Origin of the sequence: Rhizobium sp. Leaf384 (assembly GCF_001424065.1) — a bacterium.
Classification (GTDB): domain Bacteria; phylum Pseudomonadota; class Alphaproteobacteria; order Rhizobiales; family Rhizobiaceae; genus Ferranicluibacter.
The window spans coordinates 178,205-202,802 of record NZ_LMQE01000001.1 but is presented as its reverse complement, the minus strand read 5'-3'; the positions used below and the strand labels follow the sequence as shown (position 1 = coordinate 202,802).

24 protein-coding genes are annotated in these 24,598 nt (G+C 63.3%); 15 read left to right on the top strand and 9 right to left on the bottom strand.

Annotation, left to right across the window (positions count from 1 at the left end; translation table 11 throughout):
* Positions 1 to 371: 371 nt before the first annotated feature.
* Positions 372 to 980 carry a PilZ domain-containing protein gene (locus ASG25_RS00965; RefSeq protein WP_062468211.1) on the bottom strand — a complete coding sequence of 203 codons (609 nt, stop codon included), beginning with the start codon at positions 978 to 980 and terminating at the stop codon, positions 372 to 374.
* Between the two features lie 72 nt (positions 981 to 1,052).
* Positions 1,053 to 1,694 carry a PAS domain-containing protein gene (locus tag ASG25_RS00960; RefSeq protein WP_062468210.1) on the bottom strand — a complete coding sequence of 214 codons (642 nt, stop codon included), beginning with the start codon at positions 1,692 to 1,694 and terminating at the stop codon, positions 1,053 to 1,055.
* 664 nt (positions 1,695 to 2,358) lie between these two features.
* On the opposite strand from ASG25_RS00960, the gene ASG25_RS00955 reads away from it, so the two are divergent.
* A complete protein-coding gene (locus ASG25_RS00955) occupies positions 2,359 to 3,066 on the top strand; it encodes a rhomboid family intramembrane serine protease (RefSeq protein WP_062471820.1) in 708 nt (235 codons plus the stop codon).
* Between the two features lie 106 nt (positions 3,067 to 3,172).
* The gene (locus ASG25_RS00950) at positions 3,173 to 3,601 is read left to right on the top strand and encodes a CBS domain-containing protein (protein WP_062468208.1); all 429 of its coding nucleotides are present in this window, start codon (positions 3,173 to 3,175) and stop codon (positions 3,599 to 3,601) included.
* A 27-nt stretch (positions 3,602 to 3,628) separates the two neighbouring features.
* Here the strand turns inward: ASG25_RS00950 and ASG25_RS00945 are convergent, their stop codons facing one another.
* The 3 genes from ASG25_RS00945 to folE all read right to left on the bottom strand — a co-directional run bounded on the left by ASG25_RS00945 (position 3,629) and on the right by folE (position 6,021).
* Complete coding sequence (locus tag ASG25_RS00945; protein WP_062468205.1) at positions 3,629 to 4,615, bottom strand: patatin-like phospholipase family protein; 987 nt, start codon at positions 4,613 to 4,615, stop codon at positions 3,629 to 3,631.
* A gap of 127 nt (positions 4,616 to 4,742) precedes the next feature.
* Positions 4,743 to 5,225: a phosphoribosyl-AMP cyclohydrolase gene (gene hisI / locus ASG25_RS00940; RefSeq protein WP_062468203.1), complete on the bottom strand. Its 483-nt coding sequence runs from the start codon at positions 5,223 to 5,225 to the stop codon at positions 4,743 to 4,745.
* A gap of 178 nt (positions 5,226 to 5,403) precedes the next feature.
* Positions 5,404 to 6,021 carry a GTP cyclohydrolase I FolE gene (folE, locus tag ASG25_RS00935; protein WP_062468201.1) on the bottom strand — a complete coding sequence of 206 codons (618 nt, stop codon included), beginning with the start codon at positions 6,019 to 6,021 and terminating at the stop codon, positions 5,404 to 5,406.
* A 377-nt stretch (positions 6,022 to 6,398) separates the two neighbouring features.
* Between folE and ASG25_RS00930 the strand changes: the two genes are divergently transcribed.
* The 3 genes from ASG25_RS00930 (at position 6,399) to thrS (ending at position 9,488) form a co-directional block, all read left to right on the top strand.
* On the top strand, positions 6,399 to 6,875 hold the full coding sequence (locus tag ASG25_RS00930; RefSeq protein ID WP_156379912.1) for an iron-sulfur cluster assembly scaffold protein: 477 nt from the start codon (positions 6,399 to 6,401) through the stop codon (positions 6,873 to 6,875).
* Between the two features lie 2 nt (positions 6,876 to 6,877).
* Positions 6,878 to 7,231 (top strand): membrane protein insertion efficiency factor YidD, encoded by a 354-nt coding sequence (gene yidD, locus ASG25_RS00925; RefSeq protein ID WP_062468197.1) that lies wholly within the window; start codon positions 6,878 to 6,880, stop codon positions 7,229 to 7,231.
* Positions 7,232 to 7,496: 265 nt separating this feature from the next.
* Positions 7,497 to 9,488 (top strand): threonine--tRNA ligase, encoded by a 1,992-nt coding sequence (thrS, locus tag ASG25_RS00920; RefSeq protein ID WP_062468195.1) that lies wholly within the window; start codon positions 7,497 to 7,499, stop codon positions 9,486 to 9,488.
* Positions 9,489 to 9,580: 92 nt separating this feature from the next.
* Here thrS and ASG25_RS00915 read toward each other — a convergent pair whose 3' ends face one another.
* The gene (locus tag ASG25_RS00915; protein ID WP_244479291.1) at positions 9,581 to 10,618 is read right to left on the bottom strand and encodes a hypothetical protein; all 1,038 of its coding nucleotides are present in this window, start codon (positions 10,616 to 10,618) and stop codon (positions 9,581 to 9,583) included.
* Positions 10,619 to 10,940: 322 nt separating this feature from the next.
* Here ASG25_RS00915 and ASG25_RS00910 point away from each other — a divergent pair, with 322 nt between their 5' ends.
* Both ASG25_RS00910 and ASG25_RS00905 read left to right on the top strand, forming a co-directional pair.
* Positions 10,941 to 11,525, top strand: a complete 585-nt coding sequence (locus tag ASG25_RS00910) for a nitroreductase (RefSeq protein ID WP_062468193.1) — start codon at positions 10,941 to 10,943, stop codon at positions 11,523 to 11,525.
* A gap of 10 nt (positions 11,526 to 11,535) precedes the next feature.
* Positions 11,536 to 12,138 carry a flavin reductase family protein gene (locus ASG25_RS00905; RefSeq protein ID WP_062468191.1) on the top strand — a complete coding sequence of 201 codons (603 nt, stop codon included), beginning with the start codon at positions 11,536 to 11,538 and terminating at the stop codon, positions 12,136 to 12,138.
* An 18-nt stretch (positions 12,139 to 12,156) separates the two neighbouring features.
* On the opposite strand, the gene ASG25_RS23310 is transcribed toward ASG25_RS00905, so the two are convergent.
* A complete protein-coding gene (locus ASG25_RS23310) occupies positions 12,157 to 12,819 on the bottom strand; it encodes a hypothetical protein (protein ID WP_062468189.1) in 663 nt (220 codons plus the stop codon).
* Positions 12,820 to 12,894: 75 nt separating this feature from the next.
* Between ASG25_RS23310 and ASG25_RS23305 the strand changes: the two genes are divergently transcribed.
* Entirely contained in the window at positions 12,895 to 14,022 is a 1,128-nt protein-coding gene (locus ASG25_RS23305) for a DUF2336 domain-containing protein (protein WP_062468186.1), read from the top strand.
* Between the two features lie 69 nt (positions 14,023 to 14,091).
* Here the strand turns inward: ASG25_RS23305 and ASG25_RS00890 are convergent, their stop codons facing one another.
* Positions 14,092 to 14,589, bottom strand: a complete 498-nt coding sequence (locus ASG25_RS00890; protein WP_062468184.1) for a hypothetical protein — start codon at positions 14,587 to 14,589, stop codon at positions 14,092 to 14,094.
* Positions 14,590 to 14,806: 217 nt separating this feature from the next.
* Between ASG25_RS00890 and ASG25_RS00885 the strand changes: the two genes are divergently transcribed.
* A complete protein-coding gene (locus ASG25_RS00885; RefSeq protein ID WP_062468182.1) occupies positions 14,807 to 15,265 on the top strand; it encodes a GNAT family N-acetyltransferase in 459 nt (152 codons plus the stop codon).
* Positions 15,266 to 15,373: 108 nt separating this feature from the next.
* Here the strand turns inward: ASG25_RS00885 and parE are convergent, their stop codons facing one another.
* On the bottom strand, positions 15,374 to 17,509 hold the full coding sequence (gene parE / locus ASG25_RS00880; RefSeq protein WP_062471815.1) for a DNA topoisomerase IV subunit B: 2,136 nt from the start codon (positions 17,507 to 17,509) through the stop codon (positions 15,374 to 15,376).
* 215 nt (positions 17,510 to 17,724) lie between these two features.
* On the opposite strand from parE, the gene ASG25_RS00875 reads away from it, so the two are divergent.
* The 6 genes from ASG25_RS00875 (at position 17,725) to ASG25_RS00850 (ending at position 24,529) form a co-directional block, all read left to right on the top strand.
* Positions 17,725 to 18,564 (top strand): alpha/beta hydrolase, encoded by an 840-nt coding sequence (locus ASG25_RS00875; RefSeq protein ID WP_162242168.1) that lies wholly within the window; start codon positions 17,725 to 17,727, stop codon positions 18,562 to 18,564.
* A gap of 128 nt (positions 18,565 to 18,692) precedes the next feature.
* On the top strand, positions 18,693 to 20,135 hold the full coding sequence (locus tag ASG25_RS00870) for a UbiA family prenyltransferase (protein ID WP_062471812.1): 1,443 nt from the start codon (positions 18,693 to 18,695) through the stop codon (positions 20,133 to 20,135).
* Positions 20,132 to 21,469, top strand: a complete 1,338-nt coding sequence (locus ASG25_RS00865; RefSeq protein ID WP_062468178.1) for an FAD-binding oxidoreductase — start codon at positions 20,132 to 20,134, stop codon at positions 21,467 to 21,469. Before ASG25_RS00870 ends, ASG25_RS00865 begins: the two co-directional genes overlap by 4 nt.
* A gap of 122 nt (positions 21,470 to 21,591) precedes the next feature.
* Complete coding sequence (locus ASG25_RS00860) at positions 21,592 to 22,032, top strand: EamA family transporter (RefSeq protein ID WP_062468177.1); 441 nt, start codon at positions 21,592 to 21,594, stop codon at positions 22,030 to 22,032.
* On the top strand, positions 22,029 to 23,045 hold the full coding sequence (locus ASG25_RS00855; RefSeq protein WP_062468175.1) for an NAD(P)-dependent oxidoreductase: 1,017 nt from the start codon (positions 22,029 to 22,031) through the stop codon (positions 23,043 to 23,045). Before ASG25_RS00860 ends, ASG25_RS00855 begins: the two co-directional genes overlap by 4 nt.
* 86 nt (positions 23,046 to 23,131) lie before the next feature.
* Positions 23,132 to 24,529 (top strand): aspartate aminotransferase family protein, encoded by a 1,398-nt coding sequence (locus ASG25_RS00850; protein WP_244475342.1) that lies wholly within the window; start codon positions 23,132 to 23,134, stop codon positions 24,527 to 24,529.
* The last annotated feature ends 69 nt before the right edge of the window (positions 24,530 to 24,598 follow it).

The window sequence follows — 24,598 nt, the reverse complement described above, 5'->3', positions numbered from 1 at the left end:
GAAAAGTTTAGCGATGAACGTAAGGAATGGGGCACGCGTCCGCGCATAAGGCACGGTAACGAAACAATAAAAGTGTAAACGCAAAATGGCGGTCGAGCGTCTTTTCCGACGGCAACGGCCGGCGGACCGGAATTGCGGTACATTGGTCGGCGTCCCGTTACAGGAAACCGGCCTCGATCTTCTTCATGATCTGGTTAGGATAATTGAAAAGGCCGCTCGCGACCGCGCCAGACGCATGGACTGCAGGGGGGGCGCCGCGGGCCGACGTCACCGGTTCTGAGGACGGCTCATGCCCGCGAAAGCACGGGCGCGGGCGGTCACGCCGCGGCAATGCGGTGCGCTCGGTCGTAGCTTGTCGTGAGAGTGGGGGCTTACAGAAATTCGCGGAGCGTGTCGCGCGACTGGACGCCCAGGAACTCGATGGCGACGCCTTCCTGGAAATGGCGGACGATTCGCCCGCGCATGTTGCCGAGAAGGATCGGCGTTCCCAGCTCGAAGCGGAATTCCGTATCGACGGCAGCCCCGGAGAGGGAAAGGTCGATGATCCGGCAGGCGTAGCGTGTGCCGTCCTCGAGCGTAATCTCCGTCTGGGTCTTGCGCGGCGCCAGACGGTCGTGTCGGCGGTCTTCCGGCAGTCCGAGTTCGTGCTTGTTGGCAATCCACGTCAGCTGTGCGGCGAGTTTGTCGCGCTTGCGATCCGTCGCGTTGATCCGGACAGTGAAGGATTGGTCGGCGAGCCGGGAAACAAGCCCCTCGATGCGGCCGACATGGTCGACATAGGCGACGACGCGCTCACCAATGCGCGGACGGGCCGTCGTGGAGAAGAAGACGTCACCCGGAGACATCTCCGTCGCCGTGCAATCATATTCGTCATGGCTTGCCAGCATCAGACGGCCGCCGAGATTCACGGTGACGCGCTGGAATGCGCTTTCATCGTGCGCCTTCGGTGTCGCAGCTTGAGACTGTTTGAAGTTGAACATCGCGACACGCCCGTGGACCTTGCACGTTTACGAATACAAGAGCCGGGTTAACAGAGTCTTCGAAAGCGACCCCTAGTGCCCCTTTCCGCCGTCGAAGACGGAGAGATGCATGACGCGGGACAAAGCCTGGTGGAAGGCCGTCGGACGCTGGGCCGACGTGACGGTCCGGGAGACCGTGGTCCGCACCGCAACGTCGCCGACGGGCGTATCCCGCTGGAGAAAGTCGACGTGATTGATCGACAGGAAGGGGAGAGGGTGCGCGCCGATCCAGGTGGGGCGCGACGTCGGCGCCAGAGATCCGAAGATCCGGTCGAGACGCCCGCTGCGGGACGTCAACGGCAGGAGGACGAGCTCCGTCGCGAGGCGCTCGCCGCCCCCCGTCATGCCGGACGCCTGGATGACCGCGGGTTCGCCGGCGCGCTGAACCCGGCGCGTGACGTCGTTAAGAGCCTGCATGTCCGCTGCAGACCACAGAGTGTCAAACCCGGTGCCCCGCAGTTCCCGCACGAACAAGGCGCAGAGGCGCGTTCCGGCCAGTCGGAAGCGGGGAGACATCGTCCGGCCCGAGTCTGCGTCCGTCTGTTCCAGGATAAAGACGTCCGGCAGGACGTCGCGGATCGCGCCGGGGTCCAGGTGTTCCCGTGACGGGATTCGGCCGTTTTCACAGAGGCTCTGCCAATACCGGAAAATCTCGGTCGATGTTCGCGTCTTCATGTCGATCGTCCCGCTTTGGAGCACAACCGTCCCGCATCGGATCGATACGAGGTGCGGCGGCGGCCTTCCGTCATCCCCTCGCAATTCGCGTGCCAGCGCCCCGTTAAGCTTAATGACATGCTGCGCTTGAGCTGTGACATGCCGGCTGGGGCGAAAGAGATCGCCTCACGAAGGCTCGTCTTCGGTACCGGTAGGTTCACGCCGGGGATGGCGACGGCGCTCCGATTGTCGAAGCGGCGTTGTCTGGCGCAGCAGACCGCCGACCGCTGTGAACGTCTGCAGCACGATAGCGAGGGTAAGGATCCGGCATGCGACCATCGGCGCCGACGGGTGTGCTTGCCAGCTGCCGTCGGGCAGGGGATAAACGCGCCTCGCACACGACGACGATCGAAAGCATGTTCCCATGACAGACCGAGACAACGCGCCTGTACCCGGCAAGCCCTCCCGTTCGGATGTACCCCAGATCGATGGGCGTGCCGCAGAGACCGAGAAAGCCGGAGATCGCCTGATTCCGCCGGACGGGGCGGGGGTGGGACCTGACCCTGACGAACATGCAAATCGCAGCGATCGTCCCGCCGGCGCGACCTTGTCGGACGAGGAAAGGGCGGCACGCCGGTCTTTGCCGGAGGATCTATCCGGGTCGCCGTTTCCGGCGGACGCCGGCATTGCGGTGGAACCGCCGGCCCGAGAGCCGGCGTTCAATCTGCCGCAAAGCCTTGTCTGGATCCTGGCGGTCCTCGTTCTCATCCACGCTGTGCGGACCTATCTCCTCTCCGTCGAGATCGACGACGAACTGATTTTCAACGTCGCTTTCCTGCCGGCGCGCTACGATCATCCGCTGACGGAGCAGGGCCTGGCATGGCTCTGGACGCCGGTCACCTATTCGTTCCTGCATGGATCCTGGGAGCACCTGATCTTCAACGCCTTCTGGATGGTGGCTTTCGGCGCGCCAGTCGTTCGCCGGATCGGTGCCGGCCGGCTGGCGGTTTTCTGGTGTCTGGCCGCGATCGCTGCTGTCGGCCTGCATCTGGCGCTTCACTGGGGCGACATGACGGTGGTCATTGGCGCCTCCGGCGTTGTCGCCGGCCTGATGGGTGCGGCAGCCCGCTTCGTGTTCTCGCCGAGTGGCCGCATCAGCCGCCAGTTTGCGCACCGCAACCCGCGCCTCAGCGTCCGGGAGGCACTGTCCAATCGTTCGGTCCTGTTCTTTGCCGGAGTCTGGTTTGCCACGAACCTCCTCATCGGGCTCGGCCTGTTCACGCTTGCTGACGGTGCCGGCATCGCCTGGGAGGCGCATATTGGTGGCTTCCTCTTCGGCTTCCTCTTCTTCGGACTGATCGACCCGCCCGAGACGCGGGCCGAGCGCGACTGACCGGCGGCCCGGTATCGCGCGCACCCGGCATTTCCGTTTCACGCGGATTGCGGTATGTTTCGCCTGCGTCGTTCTGTCACAGGCGCAGCGGAAGCGGGAGGTTCGCATGACGGTGAAGAGGATTTTGGACGAGAAGGGCCGGCAGGTCGTGACGATCGCGCCGGACATGGCGGTGCGAGACGCCGCGGCGCTTCTGGCCGAGCACCGCATCGGTACGGTCGTGGTGCTGGATGAGCAGCAGGCGATTGCCGGTCTGCTGGCAGAGCGCGATGTCGTCGCCGCAATCGCGCGGTACGGAGCGGAATGCCTCGACCGCCGGGTGTCCGACGTCATGTGTCGGGATGTCCACACCTGCAGCGAGGAGATGGAAATCGATGCGGTCATGGAAATCATGAACAGCCGTCGGGCCCGTCATCTGCCCGTCGCGCGCAACGGCCGTCTTGTCGGGATCGTGTCGATCGGCGACGCCGTGCGCAACCACATCCGCGCCATCGAACACGAGGCGCGCGAGATCAAGGCCTATATCGCCGGTTGAACGCGCTGACACCTCTTCAGGGGCGGATCAGCGCAGCACGGTTTCGAGAAGCCGTTTCAGTTCGGTGAGGCGATTCTTGGTTTCGACATAGCCACGGTCGATCGCCTCGCCGGCGCGATGGAATTCCGACAGGCCGATATCGCTGAGCTTGGGATGCAGCGACAGGTCCGGCGGGTCGCCGGCGAGCTTTGCCCGCGAAATCCGGTCCTGGATGACATTGAAGGCCTGCACCATCACACTGGTCATGCCGAGACGCGCAACAGGGTCTGCCGTCTTCCCAGGGGTCGGCGGGGTCACGGGATCGCTGGCCCGCAGCTTGATGACGGCGGAGCGGCCGTAAAGATCGTATTGCAGATTGACGGCGACGACGAGCGGTTGCTCATAGGCGCGGCATACCGAGACCGGAACCGGATTGACCAGCGCGCCATCGACCAGCATTCGTCCGTTGCAACGCACAGGCTCGAAAATGCCGGGCAGGGCGTAGGACGCGCGCAGGGCGGTGATGAGGGAGCCCTCCGAAAGCCAAACCTCGTGCCCGGACCGAATATCGGTGGCGATGGCCACGAACGGCCGACCAAGGCTCTCGATGGCAACGTCTGCGAGATGCTCCTGCATGCGGCGCGTCAGGCGCAATCCGCCGAAAAGTCCGCCGCCGCCGATCGCGAGATCGAGCAGGCCCGCGATGCGCCGCATCGTCAGGGATCGGGCGAAGGTCTCGAGTTCGTCCAGTTTCCCGGCGAGATAGCAACCGCCGACCAGCGCGCCAATGGAGGTCCCCGCGATCATGCCGATGGGGATACCTTCCTCATCGAGCGCGCGGAGAACGCCGATATGCGCCCAGCCACGGGCAGCGCCGCCACCAAGTGCGAGAGCGATGCGGGGTTTCTCCGGAGCGACAGTCAAGACGTGGCCTGTTCCTTCCTGCTCGATGCGGACACCGCCGCTGCCCAACCCGTCATGCGGCGCCGGCGTTTCTGCACCTGTTCCATGTCGAGAGAATGTCCAGTTCAGCATGGAGCACCTGTCCGCCACATGACCGGGCCCTGATCAAGGCTACGGCCTTTCCTGAAGACATTAGAGCGCCACGGACATTGAAACTTCGTTTAGCGGACGAAAACCTGCGTCAAATAAAAGCAGATGCTCAATTCTTGTCGTCGCTCGTGTGCGGGGCCGCGTCGTTCTCGTACACCGTACGCGGATCGAAGTGCCTGACATCATCGCGAACGGTTAGCGCCACCGCACCATCCGTGATGTCCACAGACCGATAGAAGCATGACCGTCGTCCCGTATGGCAGGTCGCATCGTGCCCGGCGACGTTCACCCGCAGCCAGACGGCATCCTGGTCGCAATCGGTTCGCAGTTCGACGACGCTCTGCAGATTGCCCGACGTCTCCCCCTTCTTCCATAATGCCTTGCGAGAGCGGCTGTAATAATGGGCGATGCCGGTCTCGACCGTCAGCGCCAGCGCTTCCGCATTCATATGCGCCACCATCAACAGCATGCCGTCTCCGGCATCCGTTACCACCGCCGTCACCAGGCCGTGCCCGTCGAAGCGGGGCGTGAAAACGGCGCCTTCCTCGACCTCGGACGTATCGGACGATGGACGGGTAAAAACGAGGGACATCCAGAAGACTCCGGCTAAATGAGAAGATGCAGCGTCCGACGTCCATTCTCACGGCATTGACAGCCGGAGGAGCATCACGCCTGCTCGGATCCACGCAAAAAGAAGCAGGCGCACCTGACGCGAAACTGCGAGGCAATCGTGGCTGACGGAAGCAAGCGTTGCGTGAGACCTGCGCGGCTTAACGGAAGCCGCGCACCATCGAGATGAAGCGGGCCTGCTCGGCTGCGTCCGTCTTGAAAGTGCCGGTGAAGGTCGTCGTCAATGTCGTCGAGCCCTGCTTCAACACACCACGCATGGCCATGCACATATGTTCGGCTTCGATCATCACTGCAACACCGCGCGGACGCAGTGTCTCGTTGATCGCGGCGGCAATCTGCGCCGTCATGCTTTCCTGTGTCTGCAGCCGCCGACCGAAGATATCGACCACCCGCGCGATCTTCGAGAGGCCGAGAACCCGGCCTTCGGGAAGATAGGCGACATGGGCCCGGCCGATGACCGGCAGCATGTGGTGTTCGCAATGCGAATGAAAGGCGATATCCTTGACCAAAACAACGTCATCGAAGCCGGCAACCTCCTCGAAGGTGCGGCCCAGCACATCCTCGGCAGCGAGGTCATAGCCGGAAAACAGTTCCTTGTACGCCTTTGCAACCCGTGTCGGGGTGTCGATCAGGCCCTCGCGCTGCGGATCGTCGCCTGCCCATCGCAGGAGCACGCGCACAGCGTCCTCGGCTTCCTTCTGCGACGGCCGGCCGTCGACGTCCGTTTGAGACGGAAAATTCTTCACGATGGCATCCATGATAGCCCCTGCTGCGTGGCGCGTAGCTTGACGTTGATCTTTACGGACAACTCGCCACTCACCGATCTCCTGCCGATATCGTCAGGCTACGGCTGTCGTTGGCGGGCTCCAGGGCTGTTCGGACGGAGAGGTCAAGGCTCTCCACCGTCAGGCGCGGTTCCCCAAAACAACAGGCGACAGCAGCACCTCTGCCCTGTCGCCTTTTCCGTAGGTACCATATAATATAAGCGAACAGGTGTAAAAGAGGGCGATGCGACGCCCCTGTTCTTTTTTCCGCCGAGGTGAAGAAAATCCTCCGCCTGGTGACTATATCCACGCGAAACCATATCGATTGCCTGTCTGCGGAAACAAAGAGGGCATGGAAGCGGGACGGCCGTATCATGGATGATATCTACAACAGCCGCATTCTTGAGTTTGCTGGAAACATTCCCCGAAGTGGACGCCTCGATCCTGCGGACGCAGAGGCTTCTGCTCACTCCAAGCTGTGCGGCTCGAAGGTCAAGGTCACCATTCGCATGGCGGACGGGCACATCACGGATTTTGCCCATGACGTCAAAGCCTGTGCGCTGGGTCAGGCCTCGTCTTCGATCATGGCGCGCAACATCGTGGGTGCGAGCGCCGAGGAGATCAGAGTGGCGCGCGAGGCCATGCTCGACATGCTGAAGGCGGATGGCGAGGGCCCCGGCGGACGCTTTGCCGACATGCGCATTCTCCGTCCGGTCAAGGACTACAAGGCACGCCATGCCTCCACCATGCTGACCTTCGATGCCGTGGTGGATGCGATCGGACAGGTCGAGGCGCAGCAATCCCATCCACAACCGGACGCGGCGCGACCGGACACGGCCCACGTCTGATCATGTGCGATGGTGGAGCGGAATGCGGGCACGGCACTCCTCAGCCCGGGCCCTATCGCGGCCGCAACTGGCGGGGACCCTTCCGCAAGACACCGGGCCGGCTCGCCGGCATGGCTCTCATTCGCGCTTACCAGCTGACGCTGTCGAGTTTCATCGGTGCCGGTTGCCGCCATATCCCGACCTGCTCGGAATACGGCTATGAAGCGATCGGCCGGCACGGCCTGTGGCCCGGGAGCTGGATGACCCTTTACCGCATTGCTCGGTGCGGGCCCGGCGGTAAGGGAGGTCTGGACCCGGTGCCGCCGCAGCTCTCCGGTCGACTTCGCTGGCTCGCCCCGTGGCGGCGTTCCTCCTGATGCAGGTCGCCCGAACGTGTGCAGCGGTTTCGGGAAACGACATGCATCCAAACACGACCTTGAAGCGCGTTGCGTGAGTCCTTTTCCACGCAACGCTCTTGAGAACACCGCGCATCGCTGCCGCCTTCGGCTCTTTCCACATGCCGCGAATGGCTCTATACCGCGCGCGACCGTATGAATTCCCGTGACGTCGCGGAGTGCGTGCGGTCTCATCCATAGCATTCCCCACCCGCATTCGTTGGCGGGACTGGATAGGAGATAGACAATGTCCGTTGCCCTCACGTTTCCCGATGGCTCCATTCGCGATTTCGCCGTCGGAACGACTGGCCGCGAGGTCGCCGAATCGATATCCAAATCGCTTGCCAAGAAGGCCGTCGCCATCGCGCTCGACGGCACCCTGCGCGATCTTTCCGACCCGATTGAGAACGGACGTCTGGAGATCGTCACCCGCGACGACCCGCGCGCGCTGGAGCTGATCCGCCACGACGCCGCCCATGTGATGGCCGAAGCGGTGCAGGAGCTGTGGCCCGGCACGCAGGTGACGATCGGCCCCGTCATCGAAAACGGCTTCTACTACGATTTCGCCAAGGCCGAGCCCTTCACGCCCGACGATCTTCCGAAGATCGAAAAGCGGATGAAGGAGATCATCCAGCGCAACAAGCCGTTCACCAAGGAAGTCTGGCCGCGCGACAAGGCGCGCCAGGTCTTTGCCGACAAGGGCGAGGCCTACAAGGTCGAGCTGGTGGATGCGATCGCCGAAGGCCAGGATCTCAAGATCTACTATCAGGGCGACTGGTTCGATCTCTGCCGCGGACCGCATATGGCCTCGACAGGCCAGATCGGCACGGCATTCAAGCTCATGAAGGTGGCCGGTGCCTATTGGCGCGGCGACAGCAACAATCCGATGCTGACCCGCATCTACGGCACCGCCTGGCACACGCAGGAGGATCTCGACCGTTATCTGAACATCCTGGCCGAAGCCGAGAAACGCGACCACCGCAAGCTTGGTCGCGAGATGGACCTCTTTCACTTCCAGGAGGAAGGTCCGGGCGTGGTCTTCTGGCACGGCAAGGGCTGGCGTATCTTCCAGACGCTGGTCGCCTACATGCGTCGTCGCCTTGCCGGAACCTACCAGGAGGTGAATGCGCCGCAGGTGCTGGACAAGTCTCTCTGGGAAACCTCCGGACACTGGGGCTGGTACCGGGACAACATGTTCAAGGTGTCTGTGGCCGGCGACGATACCGACGATGATCGGGTCTTTGCCTTGAAGCCGATGAACTGCCCGGGTCATGTGCAGATCTTCAAGCACGGTTTGAAGTCCTACCGCGAACTGCCGATCCGGCTTGCGGAATTTGGGAACGTTCACCGGTACGAGCCGTCGGGCGCTCTGCACGGGCTGATGCGCGTGCGCGGGTTTACGCAGGACGACGCCCATGTCTTCTGCACGGACGAGCAGATGGCGGCGGAGTGCCTGCGCATCAACGATCTGATCCTGTCTGTCTACGAAGATTTCGGCTTCGACGAGGTTGTGGTCAAGCTTTCCACGCGTCCGGAAAAGCGCGTCGGGTCCGACGAGCTTTGGGATCGTGCGGAAAGCGTGATGATGGACGTGCTGAAGACCATCGAGGCGCAGTCCGAGGGCCGCATCAAGACCGGCATTCTGCCGGGCGAGGGCGCGTTCTACGGACCGAAGTTCGAATACACTCTGAAGGACGCCATCGGCCGCGAATGGCAGTGTGGCACGACGCAGGTCGACTTCAACCTGCCGGAGCGTTTTGGCGCCTTCTACATCGACAGCAATTCGGAGAAGACGAAGCCGGTGATGATCCACCGCGCGATCTGCGGCTCGATGGAGCGTTTCCTCGGGATCCTGATCGAAAACTTCGCGGGCCACATGCCGCTCTGGGTGTCGCCGCTCCAGATCGTCGTCGCCACCATCACATCGGATGCGGACGCCTATGGCGAGGAAGTGGCGGAACTTCTGCGGGACGCGGGTCTGACGGTTGAAACGGACTTCCGCAACGAGAAGATCAACTACAAGGTCCGCGAACACTCGGTCACCAAGGTGCCGGTCATCATCGTCTGCGGCAAGCGCGAGGCGGAAGAGCGGACGGTCAATGTCCGTCGCCTCGGTTCGCAGGCCCAGACGCCGATGACGCTCAACGACGCGATCGCGAGCTTGGTCGAGGAAGCCACGCCACCCGATCTCCGCCGCAAGGCCGAGGCCCGCAAGGCGCGTCTGGCTGCGGCCGTCTGATCGTTCAGAGAGAGATAAGCGAAGACGGGAGCCGGGTCGAGAGATCCGGCTTCTCTCGTTTTGCGCCGGACTGTCCCTTGGCGGCATTGCGCTCAGTCCTGCGCGTTGGCAGCCGCGGCCGATTCACCCTGCGCGCCCGGCTGCGCGGCCGTGTTCGACAGCAGCACTTCCACCTCGGCATTGACGCCAGCGGTCACCGTAAAGTCGCGCTGGTAGATTTTCTCGTTGTTGCGTGCCACGGCGCTGTAGTCGCCTTCGGCCAGAACCAGCGTGGGAAACGCCCCGACGCTTTCGCTGACCACGTCGCCGGATGCCGTCAGGATCGACCATGCCGTATCGGCGATGGCTTCGCCGCCGGGCTCGGCAACCAGCTTCAGGGTCAACTTGGCCGCCCGATGCTGGATCGTCGCTTCGGTCAGCTTTCCGGCTTCGACCTGGATATCCGCGCGGATGACCGCGTTGACGGAGCCGTAGTTCGAGACAACATGGTAGGTGCCGCTGTTCAGGCGAACCACCGTGTTGGGCTTGACGTCGGCCACCACCAGCGCCCGCTCGCCGTCTTCCTTCACGTCCGATGAGAAGATCGAGAAGGAGAGCTCGGCTTGGGGTATCCGCACGTCGGCGCCGGAAACCGCGTTCAACGTGACACCGCCCGCGTCCAGCACGAGAACCTGCCGCTCGAAGGCACCGGTCTCCGCAACGCGGATCTTGCGTGTCGCGCCCGCACGACCGAAGGCGACATTGACGAAATACTCGCCGGGGACGAGCTGGAATGCGGCCGATCCACCCTGGGAGGTCGCGACCAGTGGTAGCTTGCCGTCGGAGCCGGGGATCGGGCTGAACACGCGCCAGGTCAGACCCTGCTCCACTACGCCGCCTTTATCTTTTAAGAGCGCATCCAGCCGAACATCGCGCGTGGTCGGTCCCTGCGTGGCCTGGCTTGGAACGATCGGGCTGAAACTGTTCAGCTTGGGCATCTTCGGCGGCGTCGAGATCGAGGGGAAGCTCTTGAACGGGTCCGTCTGCACGGCCTCCGGCTGTGCCGGTCCTTCCGGCAGGATTCCGGTCTGCACGGTCTGGGCATGCGCACTGCCTGTCACGCTGAAGACCAGGAAAACGGCGAGAGCCATTCCCGGACGCGGATCCAGCGGGAGGGAGCGAAGAAGAGCCGGGTGACGCATGAGACGGTTGACTTCCTGACGACGTGGCTCCACTTGAGACGCCGGTATGGCGATTTCGTGGCTGGCGGCACTGACCTCACTGGCCGCAACCTACTGCATAATGTGCAGGACCGGTACAGTTTTACGCGAGGGATACAGGACTTCCGTCTTCGTGGGCCGTGCCGGGCTAGCCATACCCAGCCCAATGACCGGCACTGGATGCCGGCCGCAGACGACATTCCGACCCGTGCCGGCATCCGCCGCTGGGCCGATTCCCGCGAAAGTGACCGACATGACGACCGTTCCCGGCCTCAAGGACTATCTGGCGACGCGCCGATCCATCCCTGCTTTTCAGATGTGCGAGCCGGGTCCCGGCCAGGCCGAGATCGAGGAGATTCTCACGCTTGCGTCACGCGTGCCCGATCACGGCAAACTGGCGCCGTGGCGCTTCATCGTCTATCGCGGCGAAGAACGCGCCCGCATCAGCGCGGAGCTGGCGCGTCTGGCTCTGGAAACAAAGCCCGATCTTTCCGAAGAGATGATCAAGGTCGAGCACGCACGTCTCACCCGCGCGCCTGTGGTCGTGGCCGTCATCAGCACCGCAGCGCCGCACGCCAAGGTGCCGGAATGGGAGCAGATCATGTCCGCCGGTGCCGTGTGCCTCAACCTGCTGATGGCTGCCAACGCGCTCGGCTTCTGCTCGAACTGGCTGAGCGAATGGTTCGCCTTCGATCAGCGGGCTTTCCCGGTGCTCGGAATTCGCGACGGGGAGAAAGTCGCCGGTTTCATCCATATCGGTTCGCCGCAGGTGCCGCCGACCGAGCGCCCACGCCCCGCGCTCTCGGACATCGTCACCTGGGTCGGCGACGACGCGTGAGGTCTGCCTGATGTTCTATGCCACCGACACCAATGCCCATGGCCTTCCGCACGATCCGTTCAAGGCGATCGTCTCTCCCCGCCCGATCGGCTGGATCGGGACGCGATCGAAGGACGGCAGCCACAATCTTGCGCCCTATTCCTTCTTCAACGCCATTGGCGATGTGCCGAAGATGGTGATGTTTTCATCGTCTGGATGGAAGGACAGCGTTCGCAACATCGAGGAGACCGGCGTTTTCACCGCGAGTTTCGTCAGCCGCGATCTCATCGATCCGATGAACCGCTCGTCGGCACCCTTGCCGCATGGCGAAAGCGAATTCGTAGCCGCCGGCCTGACGCCGGTGGACGGCACGCTGGTCGAGGTACCCTTCGTTGGCGAAGCCTATGCTGCGCTGGAATGTCGAATGACCGAGATGTTCCAGCCGAAAACCCTGTCCGGCGAGCCTGCGGAAAACCATGTCGTCATCGGCCAGGTGGTCGGCATCCACATTCGCGAGGACGCCCTGCGCGACGGGCGCTTCGACATGGCGAGAGTGCGCCCCGTGGGGCGTCTCGGCTACATGGATTACGCAGATGCGGGGGACGTGTTCGAACTCATGCGCCCCGGTCGCTGAGCGCCGAAGCCTGTCGCATCAATCCCTCGCATCAGCCCGCCCGAGCACGATCCGATGGTGGGCTGTCCGGACGACGACATCGCGGAACCCGAATTGCAGGGCCGCGTCCCGCAGGCGGAGCAGCGCGTGCCCGTCCGTCTCACCCAAGGGGAGGGACCAGAAACAGGGCAGGCCGGCGTCGGCCGCTCGCAGGATCATGGCACCGCGCGCCAGCTGGATCGCCGGCGAGAGGGACCGCGCCGCCTGCGACATCAGGCCGATGGCGGCGGACAGCGCGTCTTCGTCCAGCACGAGAGCGATCAGGCGTCGCGACGTCCCTGCAAGCCGTTCCGCGCCGAGGAAGGATGCCGGGTCTGCGCCGAAAACGGCGACAATCGCGAGGTCCCCTTCGGTGCGCCCGGTCTCTGCCTCGATGACCCCGAGGGCAACGTCAGCCGCCTGAACCTGGACCCGTGTCCGGCAACCCGACAGCAGGACACCGGATGGTCGGAACCTGGCGAACAGTTTCGTGCAGGCGTCGTCCTGAAGATCTTCGAGGCCGACCGACAGGAGCAGGCGCCCTGCCGGCACACCGTCGAACGACCCTTCCGGAGAGAGAACCGCGGCAAAACAGCGCTCGGGCGCAAGGTCTGCGGCATCGAAGAGCACGATCGGACCGGTTTCATCAGGGTTAAGCGACATGGTGAACCAATCTTAAACGTTTCCTGCTTACCATCGTATCATCAGCATCTGGCCGTTTTGCGTAGTGGGGCGTCGGTGATCATACAAGCATTTCTTCGCTGGGTCGAAACCGCCAAGGCGACGGACCGCGCCCGCGCCGCAAGCGCTCTGGCGCGGGCCTATTGCTCGAAGGACGGCGATCGCATCGACCGTCACGCGGCCGACATGGCCATGACCTTTCTGCTGGACGATCCCTCTCCGAAAGTTCGCCAGGCCTTGGCCGAGGCGCTCGCAGCAGCGCCCGAAGCGCCGAGGCCGATCATTCTCTCGCTGGCGGAAGACCAGCCGGAAATCGCCTTTACCGTCGTCACCCGCTCCACGGTCCTTGCAGATGACGATCTGATCGACCTTGCGGCCCGCGGAACAGCGGAGCTTCGCGCCTTCATCGCCTCCCGCAGCCACGTGTCGCGCCCGGTTTCCGCTGCTATCAGCGAAGTCGGCGGCGTTCCCGAGGTGATGATCCTCCTTGAAAATGCCGGAGCCGATCTGTCGCGCAGGACGCTGAAGCGCATTGCGGATCGTCTGGGCGACGTGTGCAGCATCCGCAATCTGCTTCTCGAGCGACAAGACCTGCCGGCAGATGCACGTCAGGTGCTGGTCGAGCATGTGGGCGCCGCCCTCAAGGGCGCAACCTTTCTTCAGGCCGTGATCGGCGTCGATCGCCTGCAGCGGGTTGCGCGCACTGCCTGCGAAACGGCCACGATCGATATGGCCGGATTGCTGGAGGACGCCGACATCCAGGGTCTGGTCGAGGAACTGAGGGTCACCGGACGGCTAACGCCGGCCCTGCTTGTCAATGCCCTCTGCCATGGACGCGTCGACTTCTTCGCGACCGCCATCGTTGCGCTGACGGAGCTCAGCGAAAAGCGGGTTCGCTCCATTCTCTCGGATGGCCGCCCGCAGGTTCTTCAGGTGCTGTTTGAAAGCGGGGGACTGGACCGAGAGGTCAGCGCGCTCTTCGCCGAAGCCATCCTCATCTGGCGCCGCGAGCGCCGCCAGGGCTCCCACATTCCGGCAGCGTCCATTGCCTCCGTTCTCGTCCATCGCCTTCGAACGATGACGGACAGCTCCGGGCTCTCGGAGTGTGTGGAAAAGCTGGCCATCGCCGAACAACGGCGCTTCGCACGCGATTTCGCCATCGACGCTGCCCGGCAAGCCGCGTGAAGCCGCCGATCGGGGTATCGGTGCCTTAGCCCTTTGGCGATTGTGCAGGGCTGGGCTGCGACGTCAGGCTCACCGCGTGATGCGCGTCGCCACCCAGGAATAGCCGTCGCCCAGGTAATGGACGGGAACCGAGATGGCGTGACGGATCTTCTGACCATCCGGCAGCACGCCGCGCAGCATCGCATAGGCCCGTTCCGGAAGTGGCTTGCGCAGGGCGGTCGCGTCGCTCGGCGCGGGCGTGAGGCGCGCGGAAGGCGCCGTGGACAATGGTTCGGAAGGTGCGACCGTCGGCGCCGCAGACGGGGCGGTCACCGTAGGCGGCAGGGTCGTCCGTGCAACGGTTCGGCTTTCGGCATCAGCGGCAATCGGCGCGTCCCCCGTTTTCTCGCACATGGCGACGATGACGGGATAGCTGGCATTGGTATAGGCTGGCAGCTTCCTTTGCGACTGGCTGTCGCAGGCGGCAACCGTCTCCCAGGATCCTTTCACCGTATCGACGTAATGGCACTGGCTGACGCTGTCGTCGCAACCGAGGATCGTCATCACGACGAGAACCGCACTGACCATGATCTGCTTCTCTCCTGTATCTGAGAAAAGCGTAAACAGAGGGTCGCCCGAAATTATGGCGCGCAGTCTTGGAAAGCCGTCCGGCATGCTCGCTCTCGGGGCGGAAGCCTTCGACGGCAATGCAACAGACCTCATCCGGGAATTGGTGTAAGGCTGAAAACCGCGTATCACGCACTGTCTCAACGCGCCGATTCACCTTCTGAGGACATTCCGCCAAGTGACTCTGACCATTCGAGAAGACTCTCCCCGTCAACCGGCGATCATCGATCTCCTCGACCAGTCGGATGCCTATGCGCAGTCGCTTTATCCGGCGGAAAGCAATCATCTCGTCGATCTGGAAACGCTCGAAAAGCCGGGCGTCTCATTTTTCGTGGCGCGGCACCATGGTGCCATCGTCGGCTGCTGTGCGCTGGTGGCCGCGGGCGACGGCAGCGGCGAGATCAAGAGGATGTTCGTCGACCCCAAGGCGCGCGGCATGCGGGCCGGGCAGGCCCTTCTCGACGCGATCGAGCAAAAGGCGCGCGCGAGCGGACTGACGACCGTTCGTCTCGAGACGGGCATCTACCAGCCGGAAGCCATCGGCCTCTATCGCAAGGCCGGGTATCGGGACATCGAGCCGTTCGGCACCTACATGCCCGATCCGCTCAGTCTCTTCATGGAAAAGATCGTCGCCTGACAACCGTATCTACCAATCCGAGCTTCTGCGCCGGGCCAGAACCTAGCCTAGCACCGCCGGCCGAAGGCCGGAACCGGACCTGCCGGGAAAGGCCCGGAACGAACAGCGTCAGATATCAAGATTCTCGGCGAACACGGCGCGCTCCTGGATGAACCGGAAGCGGGCTTCCGGCTTGGTTCCCATCAGATTGTCGACGGCATCGCGCGTTCCCTCGAAATCGATCTCGTCGATCGAAACCTTCAGAAGCGTCCGCTTCGACGGATCCATCGTGGTTTCCTTCAACTGCGCCGGCATCATCTCGCCGAGGCCCTTGAAGCGACCGATTTCGACCTTGCCGCGTCCGGTAAACTCCTTCTCCATCAATTCGACGCGATGAAGATCGTCGCGGGCGTAGAGCGTCTTGGCGCCCTGCGTCATCCGGTAGAGCGGGGGCACCGCGAGATAGAGATGGCCGCCACGAATGAGTTCCGGCATCTCCTGATAGAAGAAGGTGATCAGCAGCGAGGCGATGTGGGCGCCATCGACGTCGGCGTCGGTCATCACAATGACCCGGTCGTAGCGAAGGTCTTCCTGCCGGTATTTCGACCGGGTCCCGCAACCGAGTGCCTGGACGAGATCCGAGATCTGCTGGTTCGCGCCGAGTTTTTCGCGTCCGGCACTCGCGACGTTCAGGATCTTGCCCCGGAGCGGAAGGATCGCCTGGTTGGCGCGGTTGCGCGCCTGCTTGGCCGAGCCACCGGCCGAGTCGCCCTCCACGATGAAGAGTTCGGCGCCCAGCGCCGAGTTCTGCGAGCAGTCGGCGAGCTTGCCCGGCAAGCGCAGCTTGCGCACGGCGCTCTTGCGCGTGACTTCCTTTTCCTTGCGGCGGCGGACGCGCTCGTCGGCGCGCTCGATCACCCAGTCGAGCAGCTTGGCGGCCTCCTGCGGATTGCCGGCCAGAAAATGATCGAAAGGATCTCGGATCGCGTTCTCGACGATGCGCTGCGCTTCGACGGTGGCCAGCTTGTCCTTCGTCTGGCCGACGAATTCCGGCTCCCGGATGAAGACGGACAGCATGCCCGCCGCCGAGATCATGACGTCGTCGGTGGTTATGATCGCCGCGCGCTTGTTTTGCGTCAGGTCGGCATAGGCCTTCAGACCCTTGGTCAGGGCGATGCGCAGGCCCGCTTCATGCGTGCCGCCCTCGGGGGTCGGAATGGTGTTGCAATAGGAATGGACGACCGAATCGCCGCCGTACCAGGTAACGGCCCATTCGAGCGCACCGTGGCCACCCGTCTTCTCGGTCTTGCCGGCGAAGATTTCGCGCGTCACCGTGAACTCGGAGCCCATCGTCGCCTTGAGGTAGTCCTTCAGCCCGCCGGGGAAGTGGAAGACCGCCTTGTCCGGCGTTTCGGTGCCCTCGACCAGCGAGGGGTCGCAGGACCAGCGGATCTCGACACCGCCAAACAGATAGGCCTTCGACCGGGCCATGCGGAAAAGACGCGCAGGCTCGAACTTGGCGTGAGGTCCGAAGATGTCCGGATCCGGATGGAAGCGAACGCGCGTTCCGCGCCGGTTCTGGACGTCGCCGAGCTCCTCGAGGCCGCCCTGGGGGATGCCGCGCGAAAAGCGCTGGCGGTAAAGCCGCCTGTTCCGCGCAACCTCGACCTCCAGCACGTCGGAAAGCGCATTGACGACGGAAACGCCGACGCCGTGCAGACCACCCGAGGTCTCATAGACCTTGCTGTCGAACTTGCCGCCGGCATGGAGCACGGTCATGATGACTTCGAGCGTGGACTTCCCCGGGAATTTCGGGTGGTTCTCCACCGGGATGCCGCGACCATTGTCCGTGACCGCAAGACAGCCTTCCGCATCGAGATGGACATCGATGAAATTGGCATGTCCGGCCACCGCTTCGTCCATCGAGTTGTCGATGACTTCTGCAAACAGATGGTGCAGCGCCTTTTCGTCCGTACCCCCGATGTACATGCCCGGCCGACGGCGGACCGGCTCGAGGCCTTCCAGAACCTCGATGGCGGACGCGTTGTAGTCGCCCGTATCGGTCTTCAGCTGGGAAGCGGTCGTTCCCGCCGCACGCGTCGCTGTTTTCGGTTCGTCGGCTCCCAGCCCGGCACCGGATTTCCCGTCACCGATCTTCGGCGCACCCGTCTTCAGATCCAACGACGTCGGCTCCGGCGGCTTCGTATCCGAAGGCTTCCGGGGCGCGGGCGCTGCATTCGCGAAAAGGTCGTTGCTGTCCGTCATCTGGTGCGTCAAACGTCTTTCGATGTGTCGGCTGATCCTGTAGGGCGGGGAACCGGCTGCCGGTCCCGGCCCGCCTGTTTATTCCACCTCTTCATACAGAGGGCAGGGGCCCGGCGAAAGAGCCAAGAGGGCCCGGGAGATCAAAAAGGGAACAAAACATGGCCCGATCCACACTTTCTTTTGGCCGCTTCGGTGTTTCCAAGGCTGTCGTCGTCATGACCGCTCTTGTTCTTGCGCACGCCCCGGCGCGCGCCGAGACCCTGCAGCCGTTCAAGGATGAGCTTTTCAGCTACGGCCGCGTCCTGGAGTCACGCGACGGCGGCGATTGGCTGACCGTGGACTATGACGAGATGCGGGACATCAATGGTCGTGACGAGGTGCCCGAGCGCCGCGTCAAGCGGCCCTATGTCTCGCTCGGCGTCAAGCGTTTCCAGGAGAACGAAACCGTCGATGTCGGCGGACATGGGTTGGATGTGTTCAGGGTCGGGACACCGCAGAATGCAGCCTTCACGGTGATCTTCCTTCACGGGCGGGGTGGGGACCGACGGCTCGGGGCAAACGACTATTCCTTCGGAGGCAACTTCAATCGCCTGAAGAACCTCGCCGTGGACAACGGCGGCGTCTACTACGCGCCAAGCGCGCGGTCGTTCGATTCGGATGGCGCTGCCGACATTGCCGGTTTGATCGAGGTCGTCGCGCGCCGGTCACCCGGTCGCCCGATCATCCTGTCCTGCGCGTCGATGGGCAGCTTCCTCTGCTGGGGCGTTTCCCGCGATGCCAAGGCCGTTGCCAACTTGTCCGGCATGATGATCATGGGTGGGGCGACCGACCCGGACTTCATGAAGAGCGCTGCCTTCGCCCGCAAGCTGCCCCTGTTCTTCAGCCACGGCAGCGCCGACAAGACCTACGTGGCGGACGACCAGGCGGCGCTCTATACGCGCCTGCGAAAGGGCAAGTATCCAACCCGCTTCGTGCTCTTCCAGACAGGTACCCACGGAACGCCCGTCAGGATGACCGACTGGCGCGACGCCATCAACTGGATCCTTACCCGGTAGATGCAACCTGAGCGATTTTCGCTTCATTAACCACCGATTGAAGTCGCGCTGTCTGTGCGGCCTCTCGTTTGCCTTTCCGAAAGCAGGGCGTGGCATCGTCCGGGTTCTGAGAACACGGGAGTGCGATGATGGATGCGCGAACCGATACACGGCTCGTCCCGTTATGCGTCGATCTGGACGGTACGCTTGTCGCGGCGGATACGCTGTGGGAGGGCGTCGCGGTCGTGCTGTTCCGAAATCCGCTGATGATCTTCGCGCTGATCCGCTGGGCGTTGCGCGGCAAGGCCCATCTGAAGCACGAAGTTGCCGCCCGGTCCGGTCGCACCGCCGGCGACTGGCCCTATCGCCCCGAAGTGATCGCACGTCTGCGGCAGGAGCGGGAAACCGGACGCGAGGTCGTGCTCGTGACAGGGGCCGCGAAGCAGGTGGCGCTCGACGTCGCAGCCCATACCGGGGTCTTCACGGCTGTCCTGCACTCGTCTCCGACCCACAATCTGACCAGCCATCGCAAGTGCAGGGAATTGGTCGCTCGCTATGGCGATGCCGGGTTCGACTACATGGGCAACAGCCGCGACGACATCCCGGTGTTCGACGCCGCGCGAAAAGCCATCGTCGTCGCACCGGATCGCGCTGCGGAAACCTGGCGCCGGCGTCATGATGCCGAGCGTCTGGAGACCGGCACGAGCGGCCTGAAGGACACGCTGAAATCCATTCGCGTCCATCAGTGGGCCAAGAATATCCTGATTGCCGTTCCGATGGCGCTCGATCACGAGATCCTCGATCGGGCCGCCCTGATCAATACGGTCATCGCCTTTTTCGCCTTCAGCTTCCTCGCATCGGCTGTCTATGTCATCAACGACATCTCCGACCTGACGAATGATCGCCGCCATCCCAAGAAGCGGTATCGGCCGCTTGCCAGCGGGCGCATGTCCTTGCCGATCGGCCTCGCCCTGGCGGGCAGCCTGCTCCTGGCCGCCACCGCCCTGACGTTGCGAATGCCCGGCGAGTTCATTCTCACGCTCGGCATTTATCTGGTGATTACAACCGCCTACACCTTCTTCCTGAAGCGGAAACTGCTTGTCGACGTCTTCACGCTGGCTGGTCTCTATACGATCCGGATCATCGCCGGTGCAACAGCGACCGAGACCGTCCTGTCCTTCTGGCTTCTCGCTTTCTCGATCTTCTTCTTTCTCAGTCTGGCTCTCGTAAAGCGCTATGTCGAACTCGGCGAGCACGGCGGCGAGGCCGGTGCCCAGGTTCCGGGGCGCGGCTATATGCAGGTCGATTTCGAGATGGTCGGGCAGGCCGGCGTCTCCTCCGCCTTTACATCCGCGCTGGTGCTGGCGCTCTATATCCACAGCGTCGAGATGCAGCAGATGTACAGCATGCCGGCCGCCCTTTGGCCGCTTTGCCCGATGGTGCTCTACATGCTGCTGCGCATCTGGATGCTCGCGCGGCGCGGCCTGCTGCACGAGGATCCCGTCGTCTTCATCATGCGCGACTGGCGCAGCATCGCGACCATGGCGTCGGGCGCCGTGCTCGTGATGATCGGGGCGGTCGGCATCCAATGACGGACGCGACAACAGCACGCGGGACGGCGACCTTCGACAGCTGGGGCCGCCTCGACCGGCGGCCGCGACAGGCTATCCGCCCCGACACGTTCGAGGACGAGGCGGGCACGGCAGCGCGGGACAGCTACCTTCCCTTCGGCAACGGCCGTTCCTACGGCGATAGCTGTCACAATGATGCCGGCGTCCTGATCGACAATCGGTCACGCGGGCGTATTCATGCCTTCGATCCGGGAACCGGTATGCTCTCGGCCGAGGCCGGGGTCACCCTCTCGGCCGTCCTGAGCCGTGCCGTTCCACACCGTTTCTTCCTGCCGGTCACGCCCGGCACCGCCCATGTCACCTTGGGCGGCGCCGTCGCCAACGATGTTCACGGCAAGAACCACCACCAGCGCGGCACCTTCGGAAACCATGTCCGCCGGTTGACGCTGCTGCGCTCGGACGGGCGCGTGCTCACCTGTTCCGACAGCGAAAACCCGGAGATGTTCCGCGCCACGATCGGCGGCATGGGCCTGACAGGCCTTATCCTCGATATCGACCTGCAATTGATGAAAGTGCCGTCGGCGCACATCCAGCAGCATACAATCCGATTCGATAGCCTCGATGCCTATTTCCACATGATCGACCGTGTCGATGCGGAACACGAATATTCCGTTGCCTGGATCGACCAGCTCGCAACCGGGCGCAAATCCGGCCGTGGCATTCTGCTCGCCGGCGATCACGCCGATGCCTCGTGCGATTTTCCCGATCTGCCGAGCGGACGCACACTCGGCATTCCCGCGACCCCGCCCGTCAGTCTTCTCAACCGCCTGACGCTGAAGGCGTTCAACGCGGCCTATCTTCGCCGGGCGAAGCCGGGGGAGACGGCCGAGACGGTCAAATGGTCCGGCTACTTCTACCCGCTCGACGCCATTCGGAACTGGAACCGTCTCTACGGACCCAAGGGGCTGTATCAGCACCAGAGCGTCTATCCCGCCGACGTCGCACCCGCTGTCACGGCGAACCTCTTGGAAACGGCGCGAGCGGCCGGGCACGGTTCCTTCCTGACGGTTCTCAAGCGTTTCGGCGATCATCCGTCGCGGGGCCTGCTTTCCTTTCCCCGGCCTGGCTTCACGCTCACGCTGGACTTCGCCAACCAGGGCGAGAGCACGCTGAGGCTGCTCGATGCTCTCGACCGGATCGTCGTGTCCGCGGGCGGAGCGGTCAATCCGTACAAGGATGCCCGCATGAGCCCGCAGACCTTCGCGGCATCCTTTCCGGAATGGACGTCGCTCGAGGCCATGCGCGATCCGGCGATGATGTCCAATTTCTGGCGGCGCACCGCCATGGCCCTTTGAAGCGAAATGAAGACAGTTTTAATCAAAGAAACGAGCAAGTTTCACGGAATGGTGGATTCTTTTGCGTAAGTTGGATTGCACCAAGATGTTCGCCCGGACGCGTGACCGAAAGAGATGATGCGATGAAATATCTAGCTTTCATTCTGTTTACCGTGCTGACCAATGCGGCGGCCCAGTTGATGCTGAAGCAAGGCATGCTGAGCCTTGGCCCGCTGACATTCACGGCCGACACCGCCGTTGCCCGCTTCTTCCAGATCCTGTTCAACCCTTGGGTCTTTGCCGGTCTTGCGACCTTCGCCATTTCGATGGTGTCGCATCTCTACGTGCTGTCGAAGGTCGAGCTTTCCTTTGCCTATCCCTTCCTCAGCCTTGCCTACGTCGCCGTGGCCATCTTCGCCTACTTCATCTTTCGCGAAGACCTGAATGCCTGGCGCATCGCCGGCATCGGGTTCATCTGCGTCGGAACCGTACTCATCGCCCAGTCCGGCCGCTCGTCGCCCGAAACCATCACGGCGGCGCAAGGCCCGGCTGCAAAATCCATCCACCTTGGGAGCCCGACATGAAACACGTCATTTTCGGAGGCGACGGCTTTGTCGGTCGCCACCTTGCCGAGCGTCTCGTCAACGAAGGCGAAGAGGTCCTGGTGGCCGACCTCGTTCGATCCGACCTGCCACACTACGCCCATGGCCGCGTGCGCTTCATATCCTGCGATGTTACGGATCTGGACCAAGTCATGAAGGTCGATATCGGCCCGGACGACATGGTCTACAACATGGCGGCCAAGATGCTGTCACCCCTGCAGGTGCGGTCCAAGCGCTGGCAATTCTTCTGGCCGGTCAACTACCACGGCGCCGAAAACATCATGAAGGCGACGGAGGCATCGGGCGCGAACCGTCTCGTGCAGTTCACGACCGACATGATCTACGGCCATACCGTTCAATCCCCGCAGGCGGAGGATCATCCCATCAAGCCGCTCGGCGAGTACGGCAAGTCGAAGTGGGCGACCGAGCAGCTTTGCCACGCGTATCGCGAGAAGGGCATGCGGATCTCCATCTTCCGTCCGCGCCTTATCATCGGTCCAGGCCGTCTCGGCATCCTCGAAAAGCTGTTTAAGCTGATCGACGCCAACCTTCCGGTGCCGATGATCGGCTCGGGCAAGGCCCCCTATCAGTTCATCTCCGTGTTCGACTGTGCCGAAGCCGCTCGCCTCGCCTGGAAGGGCGGCGTGCCGAATGAAGCCTACAATCTCGGGTCCGACAACCCGCCGTCCGTCCGTGCCCTGCTCGGCGGTCTGATCCGGCATGCCGGATCCCGATCCATCCTCGTCCCGACGCCCGGCTTCGCCGTCAAGGCGACGCTTGCTGCTTTCGACGCGATCAATCTGCCGATCATGGATCCGGAGCAGTATCTCATCGCCGATGAAATGTGTGTCCGGGAAACCGGTAAGCTGAAGCGGGAGCTCGGCTGGAAGCCCCAATTCAACGATGGCGCCATGCTGATTGCCGCCTACGACGAATATCGCGCCAAGAAATCCAGAGGCGTCGCCAGTGCGCCCGCCGCCGTGCCGGCCGAATAGAGGGAATCTCCACGATGCTCGATACGCCCGCCCGCGTCCTCGTCGACGCTCCCGCCATCGAAGGCCCGCAGCCGGTCCGTCCGTCAATGGGGAAACCCGACCTCCTGACGGTCGAAGACGCAAAGGCACTGACTGTCCCGGAAATGACGACCCTGTTCAAGGACCACGTCAATCCCGGCCAGCTCCATTTCATGAAGCTGCTCGGCTTTCACAAGGTGAAGATCGAGAGCGCCGAGGGCATGTACTACACGGACCAGAACGGTCGCAGGATTCTCGACTTCTTCGGCGGATTCGGCTCGCTCGCCTTCGGTCACAACCACCCGCGCCTCCTGGAGGCGCGCAAACGCTTCCAGGACGAACAGCGGCACGAGATCGCGATCGCCTTCATGTCGCAATATGCCGCGGCCTTCGCGAAGAACCTGGCGACCGTCTCGCCGGGCGATCTCGACATGGTGTTCCTCGGCTCGTCCGGCTCCGAGGTGATGGAAGCCGCGGTCAAGCTCGCGGAGCGTGCGGCCGGACCGAAACGGCCGAAGGTCGTCTATGCCGAGAACTCCTTCCACGGGAAGACGAAGGGCGTGCTCAACATCACGGACGGCGCGCTCTACCGGGCCGACTTCACCGTGTCCGGCAACACCGTTCGCGTGCCCTTCGGCAACATCGCGGCGATCGAAAGCGCCTTCAAGGCCGATCCCCAGATCGGGGCGATCGTGTTGGAAACCATCCAGGGGGGCGGCGGTATCATCCGGGCACCCGACGGGTTCTGGCGGGACCTGCGTGCGCTCTGTGATCGCTACGGGGTTGTCTGGGTTGCGGACGAGGTGCAGTGCGGCTACGGCCGGTCGGGGCGCTTCTTTGCGTTCGAGCACGAGGGCGTCGTGCCGGATATCACCGCCTTGGCCAAGTCGCTCGGCGGCGGCAAGGCGGCCGTGGGCGCCATGATTGCTCGGCGCGAGATCTACATGAAGGCCTACGGTACGCCGAAAACGGCGATGATCCATGCCATGGCGACCTTCGGCGGCATGGGCGAGGCCTGCGTTACCGCAATCGAGGCGTTGAACGTCCTTTATGACGAGGATCTGATCGACAATGCGGCGGAGCAGGGCGCCTATCTGCTCGCCCGGCTCGAGACACTGCGCGAAAAATATCCGAAGATCATCAAGGAGGTGCGCGGGCAGGGCCTCATGGTCGGGCTGGAGTTCCAGGATTTCAGCCAGACGATGCCCTTGGTGCTGCGGCCGATCATCGGCATGCTCGACGACAAGCTCAAGGGGTCCCTTTCCGGATTCATCGGCGCGCTGCTTCTGCGCGATTACGACACCCTCGTTGCCTTCACTGAGTACAATCGCAACGTCATCCGGCTCGAGCCGCCGCTCATCTGCGAACGTGGGCATGTCGATCAGTTCGTCGATGCGCTGGATGACCTTCTCGGTCGCGGCATCATCCGGATCGTGAAGGATTTCGTCGGCAGCCAGATGGGCTGAGCCGGCAGCATGGGAAAGACGCGCGGTCTCCGCCCGGCGCTTGGTCGGGTGGACGTTTTTCAAGCGGTG

What these genes read in the sequence shown, in the direction of transcription:
- ASG25_RS00905 (WP_062468191.1), top strand. Translation starts at nt 11,536, where the DNA reads ATGTTCTATGCCACCGACACCAATGCCCATGGCCTTCCGCACGATCCG.
- folE (WP_062468201.1), bottom strand. Translation starts at nt 6,021, where the DNA reads ATGGATGCCATCGTGAAGAATTTTCCGTCTCAAACGGACGTCGACGGC.
- ASG25_RS00950 (WP_062468208.1), top strand. Translation starts at nt 3,173, where the DNA reads ATGACGGTGAAGAGGATTTTGGACGAGAAGGGCCGGCAGGTCGTGACG.
- ASG25_RS00875 (WP_162242168.1), top strand. Translation starts at nt 17,725, where the DNA reads ATGACCGCTCTTGTTCTTGCGCACGCCCCGGCGCGCGCCGAGACCCTG.
- ASG25_RS00855 (WP_062468175.1), top strand. Translation starts at nt 22,029, where the DNA reads ATGAAACACGTCATTTTCGGAGGCGACGGCTTTGTCGGTCGCCACCTT.
- ASG25_RS23310 (WP_062468189.1), bottom strand. Translation starts at nt 12,819, where the DNA reads ATGTCGCTTAACCCTGATGAAACCGGTCCGATCGTGCTCTTCGATGCC.
- ASG25_RS00965 (WP_062468211.1), bottom strand. Translation starts at nt 980, where the DNA reads ATGTTCAACTTCAAACAGTCTCAAGCTGCGACACCGAAGGCGCACGAT.
- ASG25_RS00865 (WP_062468178.1), top strand. Translation starts at nt 20,132, where the DNA reads ATGACGGACGCGACAACAGCACGCGGGACGGCGACCTTCGACAGCTGG.
- ASG25_RS00910 (WP_062468193.1), top strand. Translation starts at nt 10,941, where the DNA reads ATGACGACCGTTCCCGGCCTCAAGGACTATCTGGCGACGCGCCGATCC.
- ASG25_RS00915 (WP_244479291.1), bottom strand. Translation starts at nt 10,618, where the DNA reads ATGGCTCTCGCCGTTTTCCTGGTCTTCAGCGTGACAGGCAGTGCGCAT.
- thrS (WP_062468195.1), top strand. Translation starts at nt 7,497, where the DNA reads ATGTCCGTTGCCCTCACGTTTCCCGATGGCTCCATTCGCGATTTCGCC.
- ASG25_RS00890 (WP_062468184.1), bottom strand. Translation starts at nt 14,589, where the DNA reads ATGGTCAGTGCGGTTCTCGTCGTGATGACGATCCTCGGTTGCGACGAC.
- ASG25_RS00945 (WP_062468205.1), bottom strand. Translation starts at nt 4,615, where the DNA reads ATGCTGAACTGGACATTCTCTCGACATGGAACAGGTGCAGAAACGCCG.
- hisI (WP_062468203.1), bottom strand. Translation starts at nt 5,225, where the DNA reads ATGTCCCTCGTTTTTACCCGTCCATCGTCCGATACGTCCGAGGTCGAG.
- parE (WP_062471815.1), bottom strand. Translation starts at nt 17,509, where the DNA reads ATGACGGACAGCAACGACCTTTTCGCGAATGCAGCGCCCGCGCCCCGG.
- ASG25_RS00850 (WP_244475342.1), top strand. Translation starts at nt 23,132, where the DNA reads ATGGGGAAACCCGACCTCCTGACGGTCGAAGACGCAAAGGCACTGACT.
- yidD (WP_062468197.1), top strand. Translation starts at nt 6,878, where the DNA reads ATGTGCGATGGTGGAGCGGAATGCGGGCACGGCACTCCTCAGCCCGGG.
- ASG25_RS00870 (WP_062471812.1), top strand. Translation starts at nt 18,693, where the DNA reads ATGGATGCGCGAACCGATACACGGCTCGTCCCGTTATGCGTCGATCTG.
- ASG25_RS00860 (WP_062468177.1), top strand. Translation starts at nt 21,592, where the DNA reads ATGAAATATCTAGCTTTCATTCTGTTTACCGTGCTGACCAATGCGGCG.
- ASG25_RS00960 (WP_062468210.1), bottom strand. Translation starts at nt 1,694, where the DNA reads ATGAAGACGCGAACATCGACCGAGATTTTCCGGTATTGGCAGAGCCTC.